This window comes from Alkanindiges illinoisensis (genome assembly GCF_004377485.1).
GTDB lineage: Bacteria > Pseudomonadota > Gammaproteobacteria > Pseudomonadales > Moraxellaceae > Alkanindiges > Alkanindiges illinoisensis_A.
Map to the genome: position 1 here is coordinate 1 of NZ_SNTY01000009.1, position 20,004 is coordinate 20,004.

At 45.2% G+C, this 20,004-nt stretch carries 17 protein-coding genes; 5 read left to right on the forward strand and 12 right to left on the reverse strand.

All coding sequences use genetic code 11. The annotated features are described in order from the left end of the window. Positions 1-134: 134 nt before the first annotated feature. From E2B99_RS02120 to E2B99_RS02130, 3 genes are all read right to left on the reverse strand, one after another. The gene (locus tag E2B99_RS02120; RefSeq protein ID WP_134243349.1) at positions 135-917 is read right to left on the reverse strand and encodes a hypothetical protein; all 783 of its coding nucleotides are present in this window, start codon (positions 915-917) and stop codon (positions 135-137) included. Positions 918-1,097: 180 nt separating this feature from the next. Further along, the gene (locus tag E2B99_RS02125) at positions 1,098-1,730 is read right to left on the reverse strand and encodes an acyltransferase (protein WP_134243350.1); all 633 of its coding nucleotides are present in this window, start codon (positions 1,728-1,730) and stop codon (positions 1,098-1,100) included. 55 nt (positions 1,731-1,785) lie between these two features. Then, complete coding sequence (locus E2B99_RS02130) at positions 1,786-3,498, reverse strand: glutamine--tRNA ligase/YqeY domain fusion protein (RefSeq protein WP_134243351.1); 1,713 nt, start codon at positions 3,496-3,498, stop codon at positions 1,786-1,788. A 210-nt stretch (positions 3,499-3,708) separates the two neighbouring features. Between E2B99_RS02130 and E2B99_RS02135 the strand changes: the two genes are divergently transcribed. After that, positions 3,709-4,218 (forward strand): peptidylprolyl isomerase, encoded by a 510-nt coding sequence (locus tag E2B99_RS02135; protein WP_134243352.1) that lies wholly within the window; start codon positions 3,709-3,711, stop codon positions 4,216-4,218. 39 nt (positions 4,219-4,257) lie between these two features. Then, positions 4,258-5,007, forward strand: a complete 750-nt coding sequence (locus tag E2B99_RS02140) for a UDP-2,3-diacylglucosamine diphosphatase (protein WP_134243353.1) — start codon at positions 4,258-4,260, stop codon at positions 5,005-5,007. Between the two features lie 83 nt (positions 5,008-5,090). On the opposite strand, the gene katE is transcribed toward E2B99_RS02140, so the two are convergent. The 5 genes from katE to E2B99_RS02165 all read right to left on the reverse strand — a co-directional run bounded on the left by katE (position 5,091) and on the right by E2B99_RS02165 (position 11,315). Continuing rightward, positions 5,091-7,232 (reverse strand): catalase HPII, encoded by a 2,142-nt coding sequence (gene katE, locus E2B99_RS02145; RefSeq protein WP_134243354.1) that lies wholly within the window; start codon positions 7,230-7,232, stop codon positions 5,091-5,093. A 324-nt stretch (positions 7,233-7,556) separates the two neighbouring features. Beyond that, positions 7,557-8,597: a class II fructose-bisphosphate aldolase gene (gene fba, locus E2B99_RS02150; RefSeq protein WP_134243355.1), complete on the reverse strand. Its 1,041-nt coding sequence runs from the start codon at positions 8,595-8,597 to the stop codon at positions 7,557-7,559. 157 nt (positions 8,598-8,754) lie between these two features. Next, entirely contained in the window at positions 8,755-9,165 is a 411-nt protein-coding gene (locus E2B99_RS02155; protein WP_134243356.1) for a hypothetical protein, read from the reverse strand. Between the two features lie 553 nt (positions 9,166-9,718). After that, the gene (locus tag E2B99_RS02160) at positions 9,719-10,096 is read right to left on the reverse strand and encodes a hypothetical protein (RefSeq protein WP_134243357.1); all 378 of its coding nucleotides are present in this window, start codon (positions 10,094-10,096) and stop codon (positions 9,719-9,721) included. A 25-nt stretch (positions 10,097-10,121) separates the two neighbouring features. After that, positions 10,122-11,315 carry a phosphoglycerate kinase gene (locus E2B99_RS02165; protein WP_134243358.1) on the reverse strand — a complete coding sequence of 398 codons (1,194 nt, stop codon included), beginning with the start codon at positions 11,313-11,315 and terminating at the stop codon, positions 10,122-10,124. 197 nt (positions 11,316-11,512) lie between these two features. On the opposite strand from E2B99_RS02165, the gene E2B99_RS02170 reads away from it, so the two are divergent. Both E2B99_RS02170 and E2B99_RS02175 read left to right on the forward strand, forming a co-directional pair. Next, positions 11,513-11,896, forward strand: a complete 384-nt coding sequence (locus E2B99_RS02170) for a DUF2237 family protein (RefSeq protein ID WP_026470297.1) — start codon at positions 11,513-11,515, stop codon at positions 11,894-11,896. Continuing rightward, positions 11,886-12,491 carry a Maf family protein gene (locus E2B99_RS02175; protein WP_134243359.1) on the forward strand — a complete coding sequence of 202 codons (606 nt, stop codon included), beginning with the start codon at positions 11,886-11,888 and terminating at the stop codon, positions 12,489-12,491. Before E2B99_RS02170 ends, E2B99_RS02175 begins: the two co-directional genes overlap by 11 nt. Positions 12,492-12,625: 134 nt before the next feature. Here the strand turns inward: E2B99_RS02175 and E2B99_RS02180 are convergent, their stop codons facing one another. The 4 genes from E2B99_RS02180 to E2B99_RS02195 all read right to left on the reverse strand — a co-directional run bounded on the left by E2B99_RS02180 (position 12,626) and on the right by E2B99_RS02195 (position 18,679). Beyond that, positions 12,626-13,672, reverse strand: coding sequence for a hypothetical protein (locus E2B99_RS02180; RefSeq protein ID WP_205669624.1), 1,047 nt, complete (start codon positions 13,670-13,672; stop codon positions 12,626-12,628). A 509-nt stretch (positions 13,673-14,181) separates the two neighbouring features. Next, on the reverse strand, positions 14,182-16,059 hold the full coding sequence (gene mnmG, locus E2B99_RS02185) for a tRNA uridine-5-carboxymethylaminomethyl(34) synthesis enzyme MnmG (RefSeq protein WP_134243361.1): 1,878 nt from the start codon (positions 16,057-16,059) through the stop codon (positions 14,182-14,184). 338 nt (positions 16,060-16,397) lie between these two features. Beyond that, the gene (locus E2B99_RS02190; RefSeq protein ID WP_134243362.1) at positions 16,398-17,294 is read right to left on the reverse strand and encodes a bile acid:sodium symporter family protein; all 897 of its coding nucleotides are present in this window, start codon (positions 17,292-17,294) and stop codon (positions 16,398-16,400) included. 170 nt (positions 17,295-17,464) lie between these two features. Then, entirely contained in the window at positions 17,465-18,679 is a 1,215-nt protein-coding gene (locus E2B99_RS02195; protein ID WP_240687695.1) for an alkane 1-monooxygenase, read from the reverse strand. Between the two features lie 169 nt (positions 18,680-18,848). On the opposite strand from E2B99_RS02195, the gene E2B99_RS02200 reads away from it, so the two are divergent. After that, positions 18,849-19,814, forward strand: coding sequence for an AraC family transcriptional regulator (locus tag E2B99_RS02200; RefSeq protein WP_134243364.1), 966 nt, complete (start codon positions 18,849-18,851; stop codon positions 19,812-19,814). The last annotated feature ends 190 nt before the right edge of the window (positions 19,815-20,004 follow it).

Here is a 20,004-nt window from a genome sequence, read left to right on the forward strand (position 1 = left end):
CAATTACGCAAAATAATTCGGTACTATTGAACATCAGGACTAGAGTTGTGAGTTTGGTGTGGTAACTCAACTGATGGCTCTAGTCCTCTTATTTTTCAAGTCAATTGCTTATCCGCGATTCGGGTTAGATTATTTTAATTCCCTGTAGCATTGGCAATCTTTTGCATTTTTAATAATGACGATAAACGAAACAAAAGCTGCAAACTTAATGCACTAAAAATCGCGATTAAAACTGGCCACCAAAAACCATAATGCTGCCAGGCAAAAGTAAGAATCAGAAAAAACAGACTGAGCGAACATAAGCCCTTTACCATGCCCCGATATAACTGAGTGACAGCTGCCGCACCCTGATTACGATGGGTAAATACCGCCAACACTGAACCAATTAATGGAAACACGGCCAGAATGCCACTCCAGCTTCCACCGAGTAGCTGGGCTGATTGTGTTACTGCAAGCGTTAAAACAGCGCCTGATATTAATCGTAGCGGTAAATCTTTTAAACTGCTTGCACCACTGGATTTAAATGGCACTTTAGGTAACAAAACAGGTGTCAGCACAATTGCCATTAATGCCAAAACCAATGCGAAAAAAGGAGTAAGCGTCAGCTGTGCCAATAAAGCAGCCGTTGTCAGCCAGACCAATAGCGACAATGCGTAAGTTACTGGCCAGGATTTTGATAAACTGAGCCAGCTATAGGCTAACCCAAACGCCAGCAAGGCAACCACTGAAGCAATGGCAGAAGTCGATGCAACAACACCAAAAGCTTGCCCCTGCTCCATGGCAAGAAAAACAACAATCGGCCCAGCAACCACTGGTAAACCACCCAGCATGCCTGCCAGTTGTGCACCCCATTTTTTTCCGGCAAGGGTTACTAGTGCAATAAATAACGGCACAATGGTGAGTTTTAAAAGCAGCATAATTTTCCTTATGGTTTTTAATACGATTTGAAAAAATGGTTATTGGAATAATAGATCTCTTGCATAAGTCTGGTTTCGACAAGCTCAACCAACGCTGCCTGAGCCTGTCGAAGGCGAGTTGGTACAACTTATGAAAGAAGTCTAATGTATTAGCAGAGATTATAGATGACTGCTATTTCTTTATTTCTTATCGCGCCGATCACCGATTTTTTTGGCAGGACTTCCGGCCATAATGGCATAAGCTTCTACAGGATGCGTGACAGTGCTGTCCATACCGATCACTGCAAAGTCATCAATTTTGACGCCATCGACTACGCCCACATTGGCCCCTAGCCAGACATCCTCACCAATATAAATCCCGGTTGAAGTTACAGCCTGCTCATGAATGGTACTATCCAGCTTCATGCCATGATTAAAGGCGTAAAGATGACAATAAGCCGCCAGCCTCGCATTATTGCTGATGTGAATACCTTTGCGCCCACCATCCAGCGTACAATGATGATTTAATGCTACGTTTTTACCCAGCGTGATTGGGCCATGCAGCACACAATCAGCCGCAATAAAACTGCCATCACCAATAATGATATTGCGATTGGGTTCGGCAAACAGGTGAGCATCCGGTGAAATAAAACAGTCCTTGCCAATCTGCACACTTTCCATGCTTTGCAGATAATCCTGATAGTCTTGCTGCCACGCTTGCGCCCATTCCCGGTGCTTGGGTTTTAAGCGCCAATATAGCCACGGCATATAACTCAGGCGTTTTTTGTGCTGCTCGCGGTATTTTAGTAATGGATCAGAAAATTCTATTGTCATCGGTTAAAAAACCAGAAGCCTCCCTTGAATAAGGGAGGTTGGGAGGGTTGATATGTTAACTCGGCTTATAGCTATCTCTTAAATCAAGAATACGGTTAAATACCGGTTGATTTTGGGTGAAATCTTTTTCATCTGCTACAAAGTAGCCTTCACGCTCAAACTGGAAACGGTCACCCGCTTTGGCTTGTGCAAGAGACGGCTCAATCACTGCCTGTAACACTTTAACTGATTCAGGATTGAGGTTTTGCATAAAATCATCGCCTGCTTCCGGATTAGGGTTGCTAAACAGGCGCTCATAAATACGCACTTCAGCAGACACACCCTGCGCACTGTCTACCCAGTGAATCACGCCTTTCACCTTGCGGCCTTCCGGGTTTTTGCCAAGCGTTTCTGGATCAATGCTGCACTTTAGCTCAACTACTTCGCCGTTTGCATCCTTGATCACTTCGTTGCATTTAATCACATAAGCATGACGCAAGCGCACCTCACCATCAGGGATTAAGCGTTTGAAACCTTTAGGTGGTACTTCGGCAAAGTCATTTCTATCAATGTAAATCACAGAGGATAAAGGAATATCACGTTCGCCCATATCTACATTCGGATGACGTGAATGCTGCAAGGTCATACTATCTGGCAGGTTAGTCAGGGTTACTTTGAGCGGGTTAAGCACAGCCATGGCACGCGGTGCGGTATTTTCCAGTGACTGGCGAATACAGAATTCCAGCAAGCCAATATCCACCACACCATCGGCTTTGGAGACACCGGTACGCTGGCAAAAATCCCTTAAGCCTTCAGCAGTAAAGCCGCGACGGCGCATCCCAGCAATGGTTGGCATACGCGGGTCGTCCCAGCCTTGTACCACGCCATCATCCACCAGTTTTTTCAGCTTGCGCTTACTGGTTAAGGTGTAATCCACATTCAGGCGCGAAAATTCAATCTGGCGCGGCTTGGCCTGTGTATTGACTTTGGAAATGATCCAGTCATAAAACGGACGATGGTCTTCAAATTCCAGCGTACATAGCGAGTGGGTAATGCCTTCAATTGCATCAGACAGCGGATGCGCATAATCATACATGGGATAAATGCACCATTTGTCGCCAGTCTGGTGATGGTGTGCCTTCAGCACGCGATACAGTACCGGATCACGCAGGTGGACATTTGGGCTGGCCATATCAATCTTGGCACGCAACACCGCAGCACCTTCGTTAAATTCACCCGCACGCATTTGCTCAAATAGCTTGAGGTTTTCCTCAACGGTTTGATCACGGTTGGGGGAATTGGTGCCTGCTTCAGTAAAACTGCCACGGTTCAGCTTGATTTGCTCCGGGGTTTGCAGATCCACATAGGCATCGCCTTGCTCAATCAGTTGCACGGCCCATTGATATAATTGGTCAAAATAGCTGGAGGCATAGCGGATCTCACCATTCCAGTCAAAACCCAGCCAGTGAATGTCATTTTTAATATTGTCGACATATTCCTGCTTTTCAGCAGACGGATTGGTGTCATCCAGACGCAGGTTACACAGGCCATTATTTTCAATCGCTACGCCAAAATTCAGGCAAATGGACTTCACATGACCCAGGTGCAGGTAGCCATTGGGTTCTGGTGGAAAACGTGACACAATCTGGCTGTGTTTGCCACTGGCCAAGTCATCTGCAATAATCTGGCGAATGAAATCCAGACCGGCCTGTGCTTGCTGCTGTTGTAGTGCGTTGGAAGAGGTTGGGGTCAAGTCAGGCATCGCAGTGGCAGCATCATTTGGCTTCATATGGATCACACGCAGGAAAAGGTTTAGGTACGAAAATTGAAAAATATACTCGCAAAACTCGAAAATTTCGTCAAAACTATGTCACTCAATTTAGGAACGCTTTCGTTTAGACCGCAATTTCTTGCTTTACTGGCCTTGCAGTTTACCGTTTGCGTCTCTATCACTCAACCAATTCAAACGGCTTTTGCCGCACAACCTGGAGATACAGCAATGAGTCACCCTCAAGTTGAGTTAAATACCAACAAAGGTCGCATTGTATTGGAATTAAATCCTGAAAAAGCCCCAAAAACTGTGGCGAATTTTCTGTCCTATGTAAAAAGTGGACATTATGATGGCGTTATTTTCCACCGTGTCATTGATAACTTCATGATTCAGGGCGGTGGCATGGACGCTAATTTCAAGGAAAAACCAACTCGTGATTCCATTGAAAACGAAGCAGACAACGGTCTAACCAATGAAGAAGGCACTGTGGCCATGGCGCGTACCAATGCACCGCACTCTGCCAGCGCCCAGTTTTTTATCAACGTAAAAAATAATACGTTCCTGAACCATACTGGCAAAACACCACAGGGCTGGGGTTATGCGGTATTTGGTAAAGTGGTTGAAGGCATGGATGTTGTAAATACCATTAAAAAAGTAAAAACCGGCAATCGCGGCTATCACTCTGATGTACCCGTTGAAAACATTGTGATTGAATCTGCTAAAGTCATTAGCGAATAAATGGCCTGCTAACCATGCTTTCTTGTCTAGAGCAATTCTGTGCGACAGCTGTTTATTGCTGATTTACATTTGTCTCCTAAACACCCTCGCCTTGTGCGGGGGTTTTTAGATTTACTGGCTCATTATCAGAGCCATGTTAACCAGCTTTATATTCTGGGCGACTGGTTTGAAGCCTGGCTGGGTGATGATGATCATTCACAGTGGCTGGATGACATTGTTCATGCTTTACAAGTGTTTAGTAACGATGGCACCGAGATTTTTTTTATGCATGGCAACCGTGATTTTGCGCTGGGCCAGCAGTTTATGAGCCGCTTTGGTGGCCAATTAATTACCAAAGAACGTATTACTATTGAGAATGCAGGCCAGCGCATTGTTCTGGAGCATGGCGATGCGCTATGTACCGATGATATTTCCTATCAGCGCTTTAAAAAAATTATCCGTAATCCTTTAATCATCAATAGCTTGCTTTATTTGCCATTGTCATTACGTCGTAAGGTTGCCCAACAAGCCCGGCAAAAAAGCAAAGCTAGCCATCAGCGCAAGTCTGCCTATATTATGGACGTGAATGAACAGGCCGTTGCCCGTGCGCTTGTCAGCAATGATATTTTGCTGCATGGACATACACATCGTCCTGCTATCCATGAATACAGCAATGGCAAAAAACGTGTGGTGCTGGGTGACTGGCGCGAATCAGAAGCTACAGATTCGACCACAGGTTCAACCAATGGCAGTGCCATGATTGCCCTGCTTAATGAACAAGGCTTACAACTCATTGAATGGAAGTTTTAGACCAGTTTCTAACTAACAATTAATTAATAAACCGCTTCAAAAAAAACCAGCCTGAATTAGACTGGTTTTTTGTTAGCTTAAAATCAGGCTGGAACCATTTTAGCCAGTGGTTCACGTGCCCAAACGCGGTGCTTTAACAGACCCTGCTTTAACTGATCCTGCACATCAGCAAAACTGTTTCCGCTGAGGGTGCCTTCATCCGGGGTCAGACGCAGCTGCTCCAGTAATTGAGCATGTTCACCCAGCAGTACCAGTGGCTTTAAGTGCTTATAAGTTTCCAGCAAATAATGCAGACCTTCACCGTTTTGCTGCATATCGGCAATATCATCACCATCGACTACCACCACAGCATCAAACATAATGGATGGCATGCTATCCATGGCTGCATCAACTTTGAGCATTTCACCCTTACTGGTTTTAACAGGCGCCGGACTTGGGCCAACCAGCTTCACTACGGCCATTTCCTTTAACGCCCAGTTCAGAATGTCCTCAACCGTATCGGCATTGACGCCATTGCTTACCAGTACCGAGATTTTTCGTGCCTTAATGTCTTTTGGCAAAAAGCTCATCTGGCTTAATGATGGTGCTGGTTGCAGATTTACTTCAGGCACCTCAACCGTGCCTTTAGTAGGCGGCTCAACACCAATATTCAAGGCTACCTTTTGAGCCAGCTCCAGATCAATATTGGCTAAAATTTCATTTACGGTACGCTCACGAATCCATGGTCTTTGCACTTTGCCCAGTTCAAAGCTATAGGCATTTATTACATGTTGTTGCTCAGGCTTGCTCAGGCTATGAAAGAACAAACGTGCCTGAGAAAAATGATCGCTAAAGGATGGACTGCGCTGACGGATTTTATGGCCATCTATACGTTCCTGATAACTCTCAAAACCGCCCTGTGCTGCTGCTGGCGGCGTTTCCTGTGGCCAGTTACCATCTATTGAATTGGGATGATAAGAGGCTTGACCCTTATTGATGGTATTGCGGTGAATGCCATCACGCTGATGATTATGAAATGGACAAACCGGGCGGTTAATTGGTATTTCATGGAAATTTGGCCCACCCAAACGGCTGAGCTGGGTATCTGTATAGGAAAACAAACGACCCTGTAATAATGGGTCATTACTAAAATCTATACCAGGTACAATATGCGCGGGGCAAAATGCTACTTGCTCAGTTTCAGCAAAAAAGTTATCTGGATTGCGGTTTAAGATCATTTTACCCAGTGGCGTAATAGGTACTAACTCCTCAGGAATAATTTTTGTGGCATCTAGAATATCAAAGTCAAACTTGTGCTCATCTTCTTCTTCAATAACTTGCACACCCAATTCCCATTCTGGATAATGCCCGCTTTCAATGGTATCCCACAAATCACGGCGATGAAAATCAGGATCCTTACCGGCAATTTTCTGCGCTTCATCCCAGACTAAAGACACAACACCTTGCAGCGGTTTCCAGTGAAACTTAACAAACCGTCCTTTCCCTTTACTGTTAATAAATCGGAAAGTATGCACGCCAAAGCCCTGCATGCTATGTAAATTGCGTGGTATCGCACGATCAGACATTTGCCACATGACCATATGTGCTGACTCTGGGGTTAAGGAAATAAAATCCCAGAACGTATCATGTGCAGATTGTCCGGTTGGAATTTCATTGTGTGGTTCCGGCTTTACCGCATGGACCAGGTCTGGAAACTTAATGGCATCCTGAATGAAAAATACCGGAATGTTATTACCAACCAGATCATAATTGCCTTCATCAGTATAGAACTTAACCGAGAATCCTCGCACATCACGTACTGTATCTGCTGAACCACGTGGTCCCTGTACTGTCGAAAACCTTACAAATACTGGTGTTTGTTTAGTGGGATCTTGCAGAAATTCTGCTTTAGTAAGTTCAGAATGATTTTTATAGCTTTGGAAATAGCCATGCGCTGCTGAACCACGGGCATGTACAATCCGCTCTGGAATACGTTCATGATCAAAATGGGTAATTTTTTCCCGTAAGATAAAATCTTCCAGCAAAGTAGAACCGCGCACCCCTGCTTTTAAACTATTTAGGTCATCAGCAACCTTAACCCCTTGATTGGTGCGTAATGCCTGGCCAGTCGCGTCTGATTTGAATTCATCAAGCTGCTGGATTTTTTCACTTGAATTTTGTCGATCTAATGTATCTGTGCCAGCAACTTTGCTTTTAGCCGTGCTTTTATCTGTATTACTTTTCATATCCTGCTCCAGTGCGATGGGTTTTTTGTCTAATAGATGTGATTAGACGTTTATGACCGGTCTGTATTGTCAGCGCTATGAATAAGGTAAATTGAAAGGTCAATCAATATGCAGGTACAGCTTAATAACACATGACAACAGGAAGCACGGCTATAACTACAATGCTGATATACAAGATACGTTTAGCTACATTGTTAAGCGTTAACCTTAAAAAGATTCTTTAGTTATTTTAATAAATGAGAATGATAAGTTTGATGGCTGAAAACCATAAAAAAACCCGCAGACAGATAGGCTACGGGTTTTTTACTAAAATTTGATAAGCTGTTATTTGCTGTAGCGACTTACCATTTTTTCCAGAGAAATCGGGTTGATCTTGCTGGCATTTCCAGCTGTACCGAATGCTTCATAACGGGCTACACAGATTTCCTGCATGGCAGTAATGGTCTTGGCAAAGTATTTACGTGGATCAAACTCAGCCGGGTTTACTGCCAGTTCGCGACGGATAGCACCTGTAGAGGCCAGACGCAAATCAGTATCAATATTGATTTTGCGTACACCATGTTTAATAGCTTCTACCAACTGTTCTACTGGAACGCCGTAGGTTTCCTTGATGTCGCCGCCATACTGATTAATCACAGCCAACCAATCCTGTGGTACAGAGCTGGAGCCATGCATTACCAGATGGGTATTGGGAATGCGGGCATGAATTTCCTTAATGCGCTCAATCGCCAGAATGTCATCAGTTGGTGGACGGGTAAACTTGTAAGCCCCGTGACTGGTTCCCACCGCAATTGCCAAGGCATCCACGCCAGTATCTGCCACAAACTGGGCTGCTTCTTCCGGATCGGTCAATAACTGCGAATGATCCAGCACACCTTCGGCGCCTACACCATCTTCTTCACCAGCCATGCCTGTTTCCAGACTGCCCAGACAGCCAATTTCCCCTTCCACAGAAACACCACAGGCATGCGCCATTTCAACCACACGGCGGGTTACGCTCACGTTGTAATCATAATTGGTTGGCGTTTTGCCATCTTCACCCAGTGAACCATCCATCATGACCGAGCTAAAGCCCAACTGAATGGAACGCTGGCAAATCGCAGGACTGGTGCCATGATCCTGATGCATTACCACCGGAATATGTGGCCACTCTTCGATAGCAGCCAGAATCAAATGACGTAAGAAAGGTGCACCGGCATACTTGCGAGCACCGGCGCTGGCCTGCACAATCACCGGAGAGTTGGTCTGGTCTGCGGCCATCATAATGGCACGCATTTGTTCCAGGTTATTTACATTAAAAGCAGGAACCCCATAATTATATTCAGCTGCATGGTCAAGCAACTGGCGCAAGGAAATCAGTGCCATATTATCCTCCAGAAAATTAGGCCAATTCTAACGTGTGTCAAGCAATATGTCAGTGATATTAGGAATTTTTATTCTTGTGGCCGAAGGGCTTTAAATAAATAAAAGGTGCTAAAACAACAAATCCCGTATCATGTACGGGATTTGCGTTTACTAGTACTTAGCGTGCACTGTTATCAGCAGCTGCACTATTGGTAGCAGCAGCAGCGGCTTCATTAGCAGCTTTTGCTGCAGAGTTGGCAGCATCAGCAGCAGACTGTGCGGCGTCGGCCGCTGAGTTACTACCAGTACCTGCAGTTGCAGTGGTGCCAGTAGCTGTACCGGTGGTATCAGTTGCTGTAGTGCCTGTAGTACCAGTTGCAGTGGTGTCACCCATACCAGTTGCAGTGGTATCAGTGGTTGTCATGTCAGTCATGGTATTGTCGGCTGTAGTTGCCATGTTATTCATGTTGGCACTGGTATCAGCAGCCGCAGAATCAGCAGTCGCTGCTGCATTATCTTCAGTACGTTTGCTACACGCGCCCAAGGCCAGTGGAATTGCCAGTGCTGCAACTAATAAAACCTGTTTCATAAATCACCTCATAAAAATTCAAATTATTTATCGATATAACTCTGGGTTGACTCAACAGCTTTTCTGAATGGATAACCTGTTGAACTTTCACCAGCTTGATTGCAACTTCATATTTATCAATCGCAGACAGGTTAGCATTGGTGTAATTGATCGGAAACCCTGCACTGTCTATAATTTCTTATGCAAATGTTGAAGTTCGGTTAATCACTTTGCCGCTTAAAAATGAAAGGCAGATGACAGTATTTTGTTGATTTATGGTTATATCTGTTGGTTTACATGATTTTGTAGCTTTTTATAAAAGATTTTCATATATCAATAAAGTTTTTAGCTTATAAAACAGATTAATAATTCTATGACCGATATTTACAAACCGATAACGATTATTAGCGATGATAATGAACATTTATTCGGTAGGGAATCAACACTATAAAATGATTAGCAGGTGATAGTTCAACTGTTTTTTTAATAGTGAAAACAAAATCCAAGGGTAAACGGGATTTTTATAAAAATTAAACCCTGCACCACTGACAGGGTTTAACTCAAAAGCGATCAATTAATCTTTTTTGGCATCAGCAGTTTCTTCAGCTGCATTAGCTTCTGCTTTGGCAGCAGTTTTATTGGCTGCTTCAGCAGTTGCATTGGCCGCATCAGCAGCAGAGCGCGCAGCCGCAGCTTGCGCATCATCGGCAGCATCGCCTACTGCATCGGCTGCATTAATAGCTGTACCTGCAACGACTGCACCAGCAGTTTTGGCAGCTTCAGCAGTTTTGGCAGCAGCTTCACGGCCTTCCTCTTCAGCACGCTCAGCAGCAACACTGGCATCCTGAGCAGCAGAGTCAGCAGTAGCTTCTGCATGCTCTTGAGTGCGTTCGCTACATGCAACCAGGGAAAAAGGAATTGCCAAAGCAGCAATCAGTAAAATATGTTTCATAAGTCACCTCACAAACCAAGTAGAATTAGTTATTGGAATAACGCTCGGTTAATACAGCAACTGCTGGTAGAACCTTGCCTTCGACAAATTCCAGAAAAGCGCCACCACCTGTTGAGATATAACCAATTTGATTAGATACTTCATATTTATCAATCGCTGACAGCGTATCACCACCGCCAGCAATGGAAAAGCCTTCACTGTCGGCAATTGCCTGTGCAAGTGTTTGAGTTCCGTTACCAAAGGCATCAACCTCAAATACACCCACCGGGCCATTCCATAAAATGGTCTTGGCATTTTTTAGTAATGCTGCAAATTGCTGGGCAGTTTGTGGGCCAATGTCCAGAATCATGTCATTGTCACTAATGTCGCTTACATTTTTAGTGACTGCTTGGCTATTGGCTACAAAATCCATGAAATCGCCACTGAGCTGGCTGGCATCGGCAACTACCACATCAACTGGCAAAGGCACATTCACCTTGGCCGCAATGGCCTTGGCGGTATCAATCAGATCTGCTTCATACAGAGACTTGCCCACGTTGTAGCCAGCGGCTGCAAGGAAGGTATTGGCAATACCACCGCCCACAATGAGCTGATCGCAAATACCGGACAGCGAGTTTAAAACATCCAGCTTGGTAGACACCTTGGAACCCGCCACAATGGCCACCATTGGTTTTTCTGGCGCCTGCATGGCACGGCCCAGTGCATCCAGCTCGGCTGCCAGTAATGGGCCTGCTACGGCAACCTTGGCCAGTCTTGCTACGCCTTCAGTCGAGGCCTCAGCACGGTGCGCAGTGCCAAATGCATCCATCACAAACACATCGCACAAATTGGCATAGGCTTGGGCCAGTTCACTGCTGTTTTTCTTTTCGCCCTTGTTAAAACGCACATTTTCCAGCAAAACCACCTGACCAGGATTTACCTCAACACCATTTAAATAATCATCCTTTAAAGCAACAGGCTGGCCTAGCGCGTTCGATAAATACTGTGCAACAGGTGCCAGCGATTGCTCTGCCTTTGGCTCCCCTTCAACTGGACGACCCAAGTGCGAGCACACAATGACTGCTGCACCCTGCTTTAGGGCTTGCTGGATGGTGGGCAACGCCGCACGCAGGCGGGCATCGCTGGTAATTTGTCCATTTTTAACAGGAACATTTAAATCTTCGCGGATTAAAACGCGCTTGCCGTTTAAATCAAGATCGGTCATACGTTGAAAATTCATTTTAATCTCCACCCTTTATCAAGAAATCATTGCCAAAATAATTGGCGCAAATGTTAAAGCAAATCATTACGGGAATCTATGTTTCAATTTACGAAGAAATAATGAAATTTAGCGAAACGAATTGGACAAATACCGTATAAAATCCTATTGTCTAGACAGAGAAGTCTACCCATTCAGGTTTTGGATCTATTTTAACCATGTCAATAAACCCTGTTCCCTCACAGAATATTCGAAACGTTTTGGGTGAACGTTTGGCAAGCTGCTGCTTTGACCCGATAACTGGTTTTTTTCGTGATGGCTTTTGCCATACCGGTCCTTATGATCTTGGCCAGCACACGGTATGTGCACAGATGACCTCAGAATTTTTAAGCTTTTCACAGCAGGTTGGTAACGACCTAAGTACACCATTGCCCGAAATTGGTTTTGACGGCTTGCAACCGGGTGATTTCTGGTGCATTTGTGTGACACGCTGGAAAGAAGCGTATGATGCCGGGGTCGCTCCCCCGATCAAATTACAAGCATGCCATGAACGGGCGTTGGATTTTATATCACTGGAGGTGCTGCGTAATTATGCGATCTGATCAATTTCGGCCACCGATTATTCTGGCCTCGACCTCAAGCATTCGGCGTCAGCTTTTATCACGCCTCAATGTCCCCTTCGATGTGATTTCCCCAGAAATTGATGAATCGCCTTTTGAGCGAGAAAATGCCCAGACCCTGTCCTGTCGTCTGGCAGAACAAAAAGCAGCAACCATATCAGCACAGTTTCCTCATGCACTGGTGATTGGTTCTGATCAGGTGGTGTGGATTGAAAGTGAACCGCATGTGTTTATTGGCAAACCTTTAACCGCAGCTCGGGCTTATGAGCAATTACGCAATCTTTCCGGCAAGCTGGTGCATTTTGAAACTGCCGTTAATGTGCAGTGCCAGCAGTTAAATATTAACCGTACTGAATTGATCCGTTTTCTGGTGCATTTTCGCAATTTAAGCGCGGTTGAAATTCAGCGTTATGTGGCGTTCGACCAGCCATTTTATTCAGCAGGCAGTATCAAAGCCGAAAGTTTGGGCATTAGCCTGTTTGAAGCCATGCATGGTGAAGACTTTACGGCACTGATGGGTTTGCCCTTGATTAAACTCAGCCAGATGTTGCGTGAAGTCGGCTGGCAAGTGCCTTAACTGTTTTAGCCTATAGATTACATAAAAAAAGCCCTTTGGATTTAAAAGGGCTTTTTTGATTCCGTAAATAAAATTATTTTGCTATCTCAATAATTTAAGATCATCATTTCAATTTAGATACGCATCAAATTGATTTATGAATATACATTCCATGTGTCTAGTAAACGCCAAATTGCAGCATCTATTTCTTTCCAATTTTTTAAATCTTTGACCGTAGCCTGCCACTCTACCCTTAGCCCGCCATATAAATTGGTATAACTTGTCGCATAAATGGTCATATTTTCCGAATGCACGTTCTTACTCGTATATAAATAAACCTGGGGATGATGTGGATGACGGGTTATGCCAAGACATATTGAATTATTGCTCTCATCGGAAGGATAACACTCCAGACCAAATGCTTCATATTTTAGGCGTTTATTCGCTAATCCATTCAAAGTTAATAAATAATCAATCCTTTTTTTGGGCCATGTTAATTTGGATGAGTCAAAATTTTCGACTGGCTGTAATGTAACTCTGACTTGATTTAATAGGGGATACATTGAATTATCAAAGATTGGAATATTTTTTGCGTTATTGATAATTAAATCGAATTTAAAGGCATTATTAATGTCGGTAATATCTTTTATTTCTTCAGGTTTAAATTTTAAAATTTTCTTTGGTACATAGTTAACAGGAAACTGACCTAAGAAGAACTTTCCATTAGGATCGTTGTATTCAAAAGTATTTAACTTTCCAGCCTTTGCATTAATTAACAACTGCGGCGTTACTTTCCATGTCACGATATCGCCAGTTTTTAAGCTATTACGATACGTTTTAATCGGTGCGTCTATTTTTAAGGGAGAAACATTCCATGCAGTCAATAACCTCCAGATTGCTTCATCAATTTGCTGGGCTTTAGCCAAGTTTTTTTTATCTGTACGCCACTCAACCTCTACTCCACCAAATACCAATTCGGTGCTTTTACTTTCTAGTAACTCATCCTTACCCAAAGACGCATATAAATGAAAACCTGAAATTAGTTTATTTTTAGATTGACCCAGACAGGTTTTGCTACCGCTACCGTCTGCATAAACCCTGTCATAACAGGTTAAACCATTATTTATAAGGATAGGATTATGGTCTAACACTGCGAGTTCAGGATCAAAATCTTGTTTGGTTGTTCTGGTTAACCTATCCACATAAACAGGTTTGACATTGACTACAACCTGATCAGGGTCATCTAATTAATGAATAAGGACTTTATTAATATCGGTTGGCAGCGCTGTAGGACCATTAAAATACAAATAAAACTCAAGCCCATATGGAAGATCCATTGCTTTTACTGGCAGCGTTTTGGCTGTATGTTCATCAAGTTTTTCAAACTTTATAGGTTGATGGTCTATCGGAAACTGGCCAATATAATAAACATATTGAGGACGATAAAATTCTGCTTCACATCTTAGGCATTTCATATCAGGAATATGGTGCCGCCGCTTACCTAGTTTGTTTTTATAATAAAGCGGTCATTAAATTTCCAGGTGACAATTTCGCCCTCGTTCCCAGGACTTTTCGGTTTCAGACCACAAGCACTTAAAATCAGAACACTGCAAAACAGGGTAATCATGCGCCGAATTTTAATCACTGCCACGATTCCCTGCCTTATGCTTTATCAGGTTATAAACTATACTTTATAGAATGAAGAGTTATATTAACTAGCCCGCTTTAAACCCTGTTTTTTCAGCGTCACCATCAGCAAATGTACCGCCGCTGGCGTGACCCCAGGAATACGGCCTGCCTGCGCCAAGCTGGCCGGACGCACATCTTTAAGTTTTTGGGTGATTTCACGGGATAAACCGGATACCGCATCGTAGTCAAAATCAATCGGCAACAAACTTTCTTCCAGTTTTTTCAGTTGCGCAACATCGTCCTGCTGGCGATCAATATAACCCGCGTATTTAACACTGATTTCAATTTGCTCACCCACCAACTGGGAAACGTCTGAACCTGTGAGTTCAGCGATCTGGTTAAACGTTACGTTTGGACGCTTGAGCAAGTCAATGGCATTGCATTCCTTGCTCAGCACTTCGCCAGTTTGCTCCACAAAGCGCTGGCCCAACTTGTTATTAGGCGCTGCCCATAATGCCCTTAAACGTGCAGTTTCTTGTTCAACGCTTTCCATTTTTTCGCAAAAATGCGCCCAGCGTGCGTCATCTACCAGTCCCATTTCCCGGCCAATAGCAGTCAGACGCTGGTCAGCATTGTCTTCACGCAGCATCAGGCGGTATTCGGCACGACTGGTAAACATACGGTACGGCTCTTTGGTACCCAGCGTAATCAGGTCATCGACCAATACACCCATATAAGCCTGATCACGACTAGGCGTCCAGCCGTCCTGATCCCAGGCCCGGCGAGCTGCATTTAAACCAGCCAGCAAGCCCTGTGCACCCGCTTCTTCATAACCTGTTGTTCCATTAATTTGACCAGCAAAAAACAGGTTTTTAATCGACTTGGTTTCCAGTGTTGGCTTAAGTGCCTGCGGATTGAAATAATCATATTCAATGGCATAACCGGGACGCAGGATATGCGCATTTTCCATGCCCTTAATTGAGCGTACCAGCTTAAACTGGATATCAAACGGCAAGCTGGTTGAAATCCCATTTGGATACAGCTCATGCGTGGTTAGGCCTTCTGGCTCCAGAAAAATCTGATGGCTGTCCTTATCACTAAAGCGATGGATTTTGTCTTCAATAGATGGACAATAGCGCGGCCCTACCCCTTCAATCACGCCTGTGTACATGGGTGAGCGATCCAGACCACTACGGATAATATCGTGGGTTTGTTCGTTGGTATGCGTGATATAGCAATTGATTTGCTGCGGGTGCATCGACACGTCACCCATAAAAGACATCACGGGCGTTGGGGTGTCACCCGGTTGCGGCGTCATGACTGAAAAGTCTACTGATCGCGCATCAATCCGTGGTGGTGTTCCGGTTTTTAAGCGGCCAACCGGTAAATTCAGTTCACGCAAACGGTCTGCCAGTGCAATGGATGGTGGATCACCCGCGCGGCCACCACGGGACTGCTGTAAACCCACATGAATCACGCCGCCCAAGAACGTTCCGGTAGTAAGCACGACAGATTTGGCATCAAAGCGAATGCCCATTTGCGTAATAACGCCTTTAACGGTATCGCCTTCAACCACCAGATCATCAGCAGCCTGCTGGAAAATATCCAGATTAGGCTGGTTTTCCAGTACATCGCGAATGGCAGCCTTGTACAAAATACGGTCAGCCTGCGCACGGGTTGCCCGCACCGCTGCGCCCTTACGGCCATTGAGTACACGGAACTGGATACCACCTTTATCGGCGGCCAGCGCCATGGCACCACCCAACGCATCAATTTCACGCACCAGATGTGATTTGCCAATACCGCCAATGGCAGGATTGCAGCTCATTTGTCCTAAAGTTTCAATATTATGCGTGAGCAGCAGGGTTTGTCGCCCCATACGGGCAGCAGCAAGCGCGGCTTCAGTACCGGCATGACCACCACCAATCACAATCACGTCATACGCTTTAGGATAATGCATCTTGATGTCTACAGGCTAAAAAACAGGCGGCAATTATAGTCTACTTTTGTCATTCGCCATAGTAATAGTTAAGGATCTATTTTCAGCTATTTGCTTGCAACAACCATGCGTGACCGCTTAAAAGTATTTCAGTTACCAGAATTTATTTTGGACGATGCTGGATTTCAGTGAGCAGTAATATTACTTGCTATGAGCTTATTGAATGCTCTGCTGGCTTTATTAATTTCTTTCAATGTTAATTTGTTTTAACCTGTAGCATCTACTGCCATTTATTCAAATAAAAAGCCTGCTGAGCTTAAGCAGGCTTGATTTAATTACTTTTTAATATAATTTACCCATCAGGATTTATGCATTGAAGTGGTTGGCACCGGAACTGTTTTGTTAAATTTGCCTTTGCTAATAATCAGGCCAAAGATTGCGGCATAAATAAACATAAACATGGAATAGACCGCAGCAGGAATGGCGACAGTCATGTTATTCATTAAGCTAAGCGCAATGGTTAAGGCAAGCGTGCCATTGTGGTTACCGATTTCAAAGGCGCTGGCCCGTGCCTGAGCTTCGCCAATTCCCAACAAACGTGGAACCACATAGCCCACACACAGGCTAAGAATGCAAAACAATGATGTTGCTGTACCCACCTGCACCAGATACTCAACCACATGGTCTTTTTCCTGAAACAATGCACCCAGTATGAGTAGCGCCAGCAAAACCACGGAGAAAACCCTGACCGGCTTATCCATGCGCCTAGCAAAATTAGGCGCATAATGGCGCACCACCATGCCGATGGCAACCGGCACAATGACAATGGCAAATACCTGCAAAACCTTGGAGAATTGCAAGCTAAGCTGCTCATCGCTATTGAGGAAATAACGGCTGGCCCAGTTAACAATCAACGGCAGGGTAAAGGCTGCCAATATGGAATTAATGGCTGTCAGGGTAATATTCAATGCAATATCACCCTTAAACAAATAGCTGTACAAATTGGCAGTGGCACCACCCGGGGATGCAGCCAGTAGCATCATGCCCAGCGCGAGTAAAGGTGACAGGCTAAACACCTGGGTAATAACAAAGGCAAGCCCTGTGAGCACAATAAGCTGGCAAACCAGCGCAATAAATACTGCTTTTGGATGCTGCGCAACCCGGGCAAAATCCCTGAGGCTAAGCTCCAGGCCCAAGCCCATCATCACCACTGCAAGCGCCAGTGGCAGCAGTTGTACAATAATATTTGATTCCATGTCGTGGCTTCCCTGAAGTGACTATTTTGCTGATTGCAGGGTTTCACCTTAGCAAATACTGTCACCGTGGAACAACCCGGAACATGCACTGGCCAGTTTGCCATAAAAAACCCGTCAATTGACGGGTCGCAGGGTACAGCTACAGCAACAACAACTTTTGTGCAATTGGCCTATTCAGTTTCAGCCAGCTTGCCAACCTTGGTTAACAACTGATCGACTACGCCATATTTGGCAAACAGGCGGGCACGCGCTTTGGGATGCACATTGGCCTTGTTCAAGTCACCTTTATAGTGATCCACCACACGCTGATCCATTAATTTAAACCACCACTGTGGAATGATGGCTGGCAGCAATAATGAAGAATAGCCTGCTGGCAATTGTGGCACGTCATCAAAATGGCGCAGGGCCTGAAAGGCGCGGGTTGGATAGGCATGATGGTCAGAATGACGCTGCAGCTGGTACAAGAACAGGTTGGTTACCATGCTATTGCTGTTCCAGCTGTGTTCCGGCATGGTGCGCACATACTTACCATCCGGTAATTGCTCACGCTTTAAGCCGTAATGTTCAAGATAGTTGATTACCTCAAACAGGGTAAATCCATAGACGGCCTGAGTCAGCATATATGGAATGACCCGGCGGCCAAATATCGCAATCATCGCGGCATGAAATGCCGCAGACATGGCCCAGCCTTGTAGCAGCTCATTGTCCAGGCACCAGAATTGCTTGCCCTTGCGTGCCAGACGGCGGGTCTCGATTTCAATGGCTGATTTGAAGCTCCCAACGACGGTGCGTGGCCAGAACTGCCAGAAGCTTTCACCCATTTGTGACGATGCCGGATCTTCCGGCGTGGCAACGCGCTTGTGATGTCCGTACGGATGCTCAATACGGAAATGGATATAACCGGTTGGCAGCAGTGCCAGATGTGATAAATAATGATAAACCTTTTCAGATTTGTGGCTTAGTTCATGCGCTGTGTTTAAAGCAATGCCATTGACGGCACCCACCGACATTCCTAGAACAATCTGGTCAATTAACGGGGTTCCCTTGCGGCTTGCAGCATAGGCGCCTACCACGGTTGCCAAATACTGGGCTGGAATATAGGCTTTAACGATACGCATATAATATGGATCGTTTTCCAGCTCTTTAATGGCTTCTTCGGGGTGATTTTCAGCATCTGCACCCACTATCTTGTCAATCAGTGGAATCACGCCATGCATCATGATTGGCCCTAGACCAGCCAGCACACGCAGCTTTTTGGGGGCAATGGCGTATCCTGCAGCTGCACCTAGTCCAATGAGCGGCAAGGCAGGGCTTAACAGCCACAAATAGCGCTTGGGATCTTTATGTTTGGCGTTTTCAGTGGCTCGCTGTTTAAGCAAGGCCATCGGGGTGTTGGCGTTCATGAAACTTCACTCCGGCAATCATAGACTCTATGACCTTATCATTGACCAATGGTAGAATAACTGCCAGTGGTGATCGTCCAAAAAATCTATTGCAGACACTTTTGACATCATTTGTAATAAAGACCAGAAACATTGCACAGCAGAGCCCGCCATGGATGCTTTAAGTAAAATTCTCGACGATATACATATGCGTGGTGCTGAATATTTATATGTTTCAGGTCGAAATGACTGGAATTTCTGTCTGGATACCCAGGGCGAGTTTGTATTTCATATTGTACTGTTTGGCCATGCCAAACTGCATATTGATCACCAGAGCGGCATGACCACCCCACTGTCAATTCAGGGCGGCGATATTGCCATTATTCCGAGTGGTAAAAAGCATCAGGTGTATGGCTGTAGTGCCAATGCAGCACATATCAAATCCCATAACCTGTACCCCGAATTTAATGGCCACCGTAATGATCCGGTGCTTCTGGGTGATCCTGGCCGGGGGCAGGCCTTGCTGCTGACTATTCGCTGCCTGCTGGATGTGGACATGGCGCGACCCTTGCTGACTGCCTTGCCTGTGGTTATGACCATTAGCAATGCCATGGGCACAGGCGCACCGCCCTGGTTACAGATTGGACTACAATTTTTGGCATTGGAAGCCGAACGCAGCCGTCCCGGACGTGACACCCTGCTCAACCGGTTGGTAGGTATGCTGCTGATTGAATGTGTGCGTGATCATATTGAACAGTTACCGGAAGGATCGGAAAACTGGCTGACTGCTTTACGTGACCCTCAACTGGCACCAGTGCTGAGTGCCATTCACGCAGAGCCAGAAAAGCCGTGGACGGTTGCTGATCTGGCCAGTCTGGCCTGCATGTCACGCTCTGCTTTTGCCGAACGCTTTAGCAGTACAATGGGTGATACCCCACTGGCCTATCTCGCCGCTCACCGCTTGCGTCTAGCAGCATGGCATTTGCGTGAAAGCCAGATTTATAACAACCAGCAAAGTATTGCCCGCATTGCTGAAAAAGTAGGTTACGCCTCAGAAACCTCGTTTAGCCAGGCCTTTAAGCGGTTTTATGGCTACTCGCCCAGCCAATACCGTAAGCAGAATCCTGAGCCACAGTAAAATGTGTGATACGTCACACTCCAAGATGACATTTTTGTTAAGGCTTACGGCTTTTTTAAGCCATTATTAAATAAAAATTAATTGGTCAAACGCTAGTGTAAAGTGGTTTAAACTCACTCAAAACCCATCGGGCGCGTAACAATGACTACAAATTGTTCGTGTTTCCACACAAAACGTAAAACGACAGCCA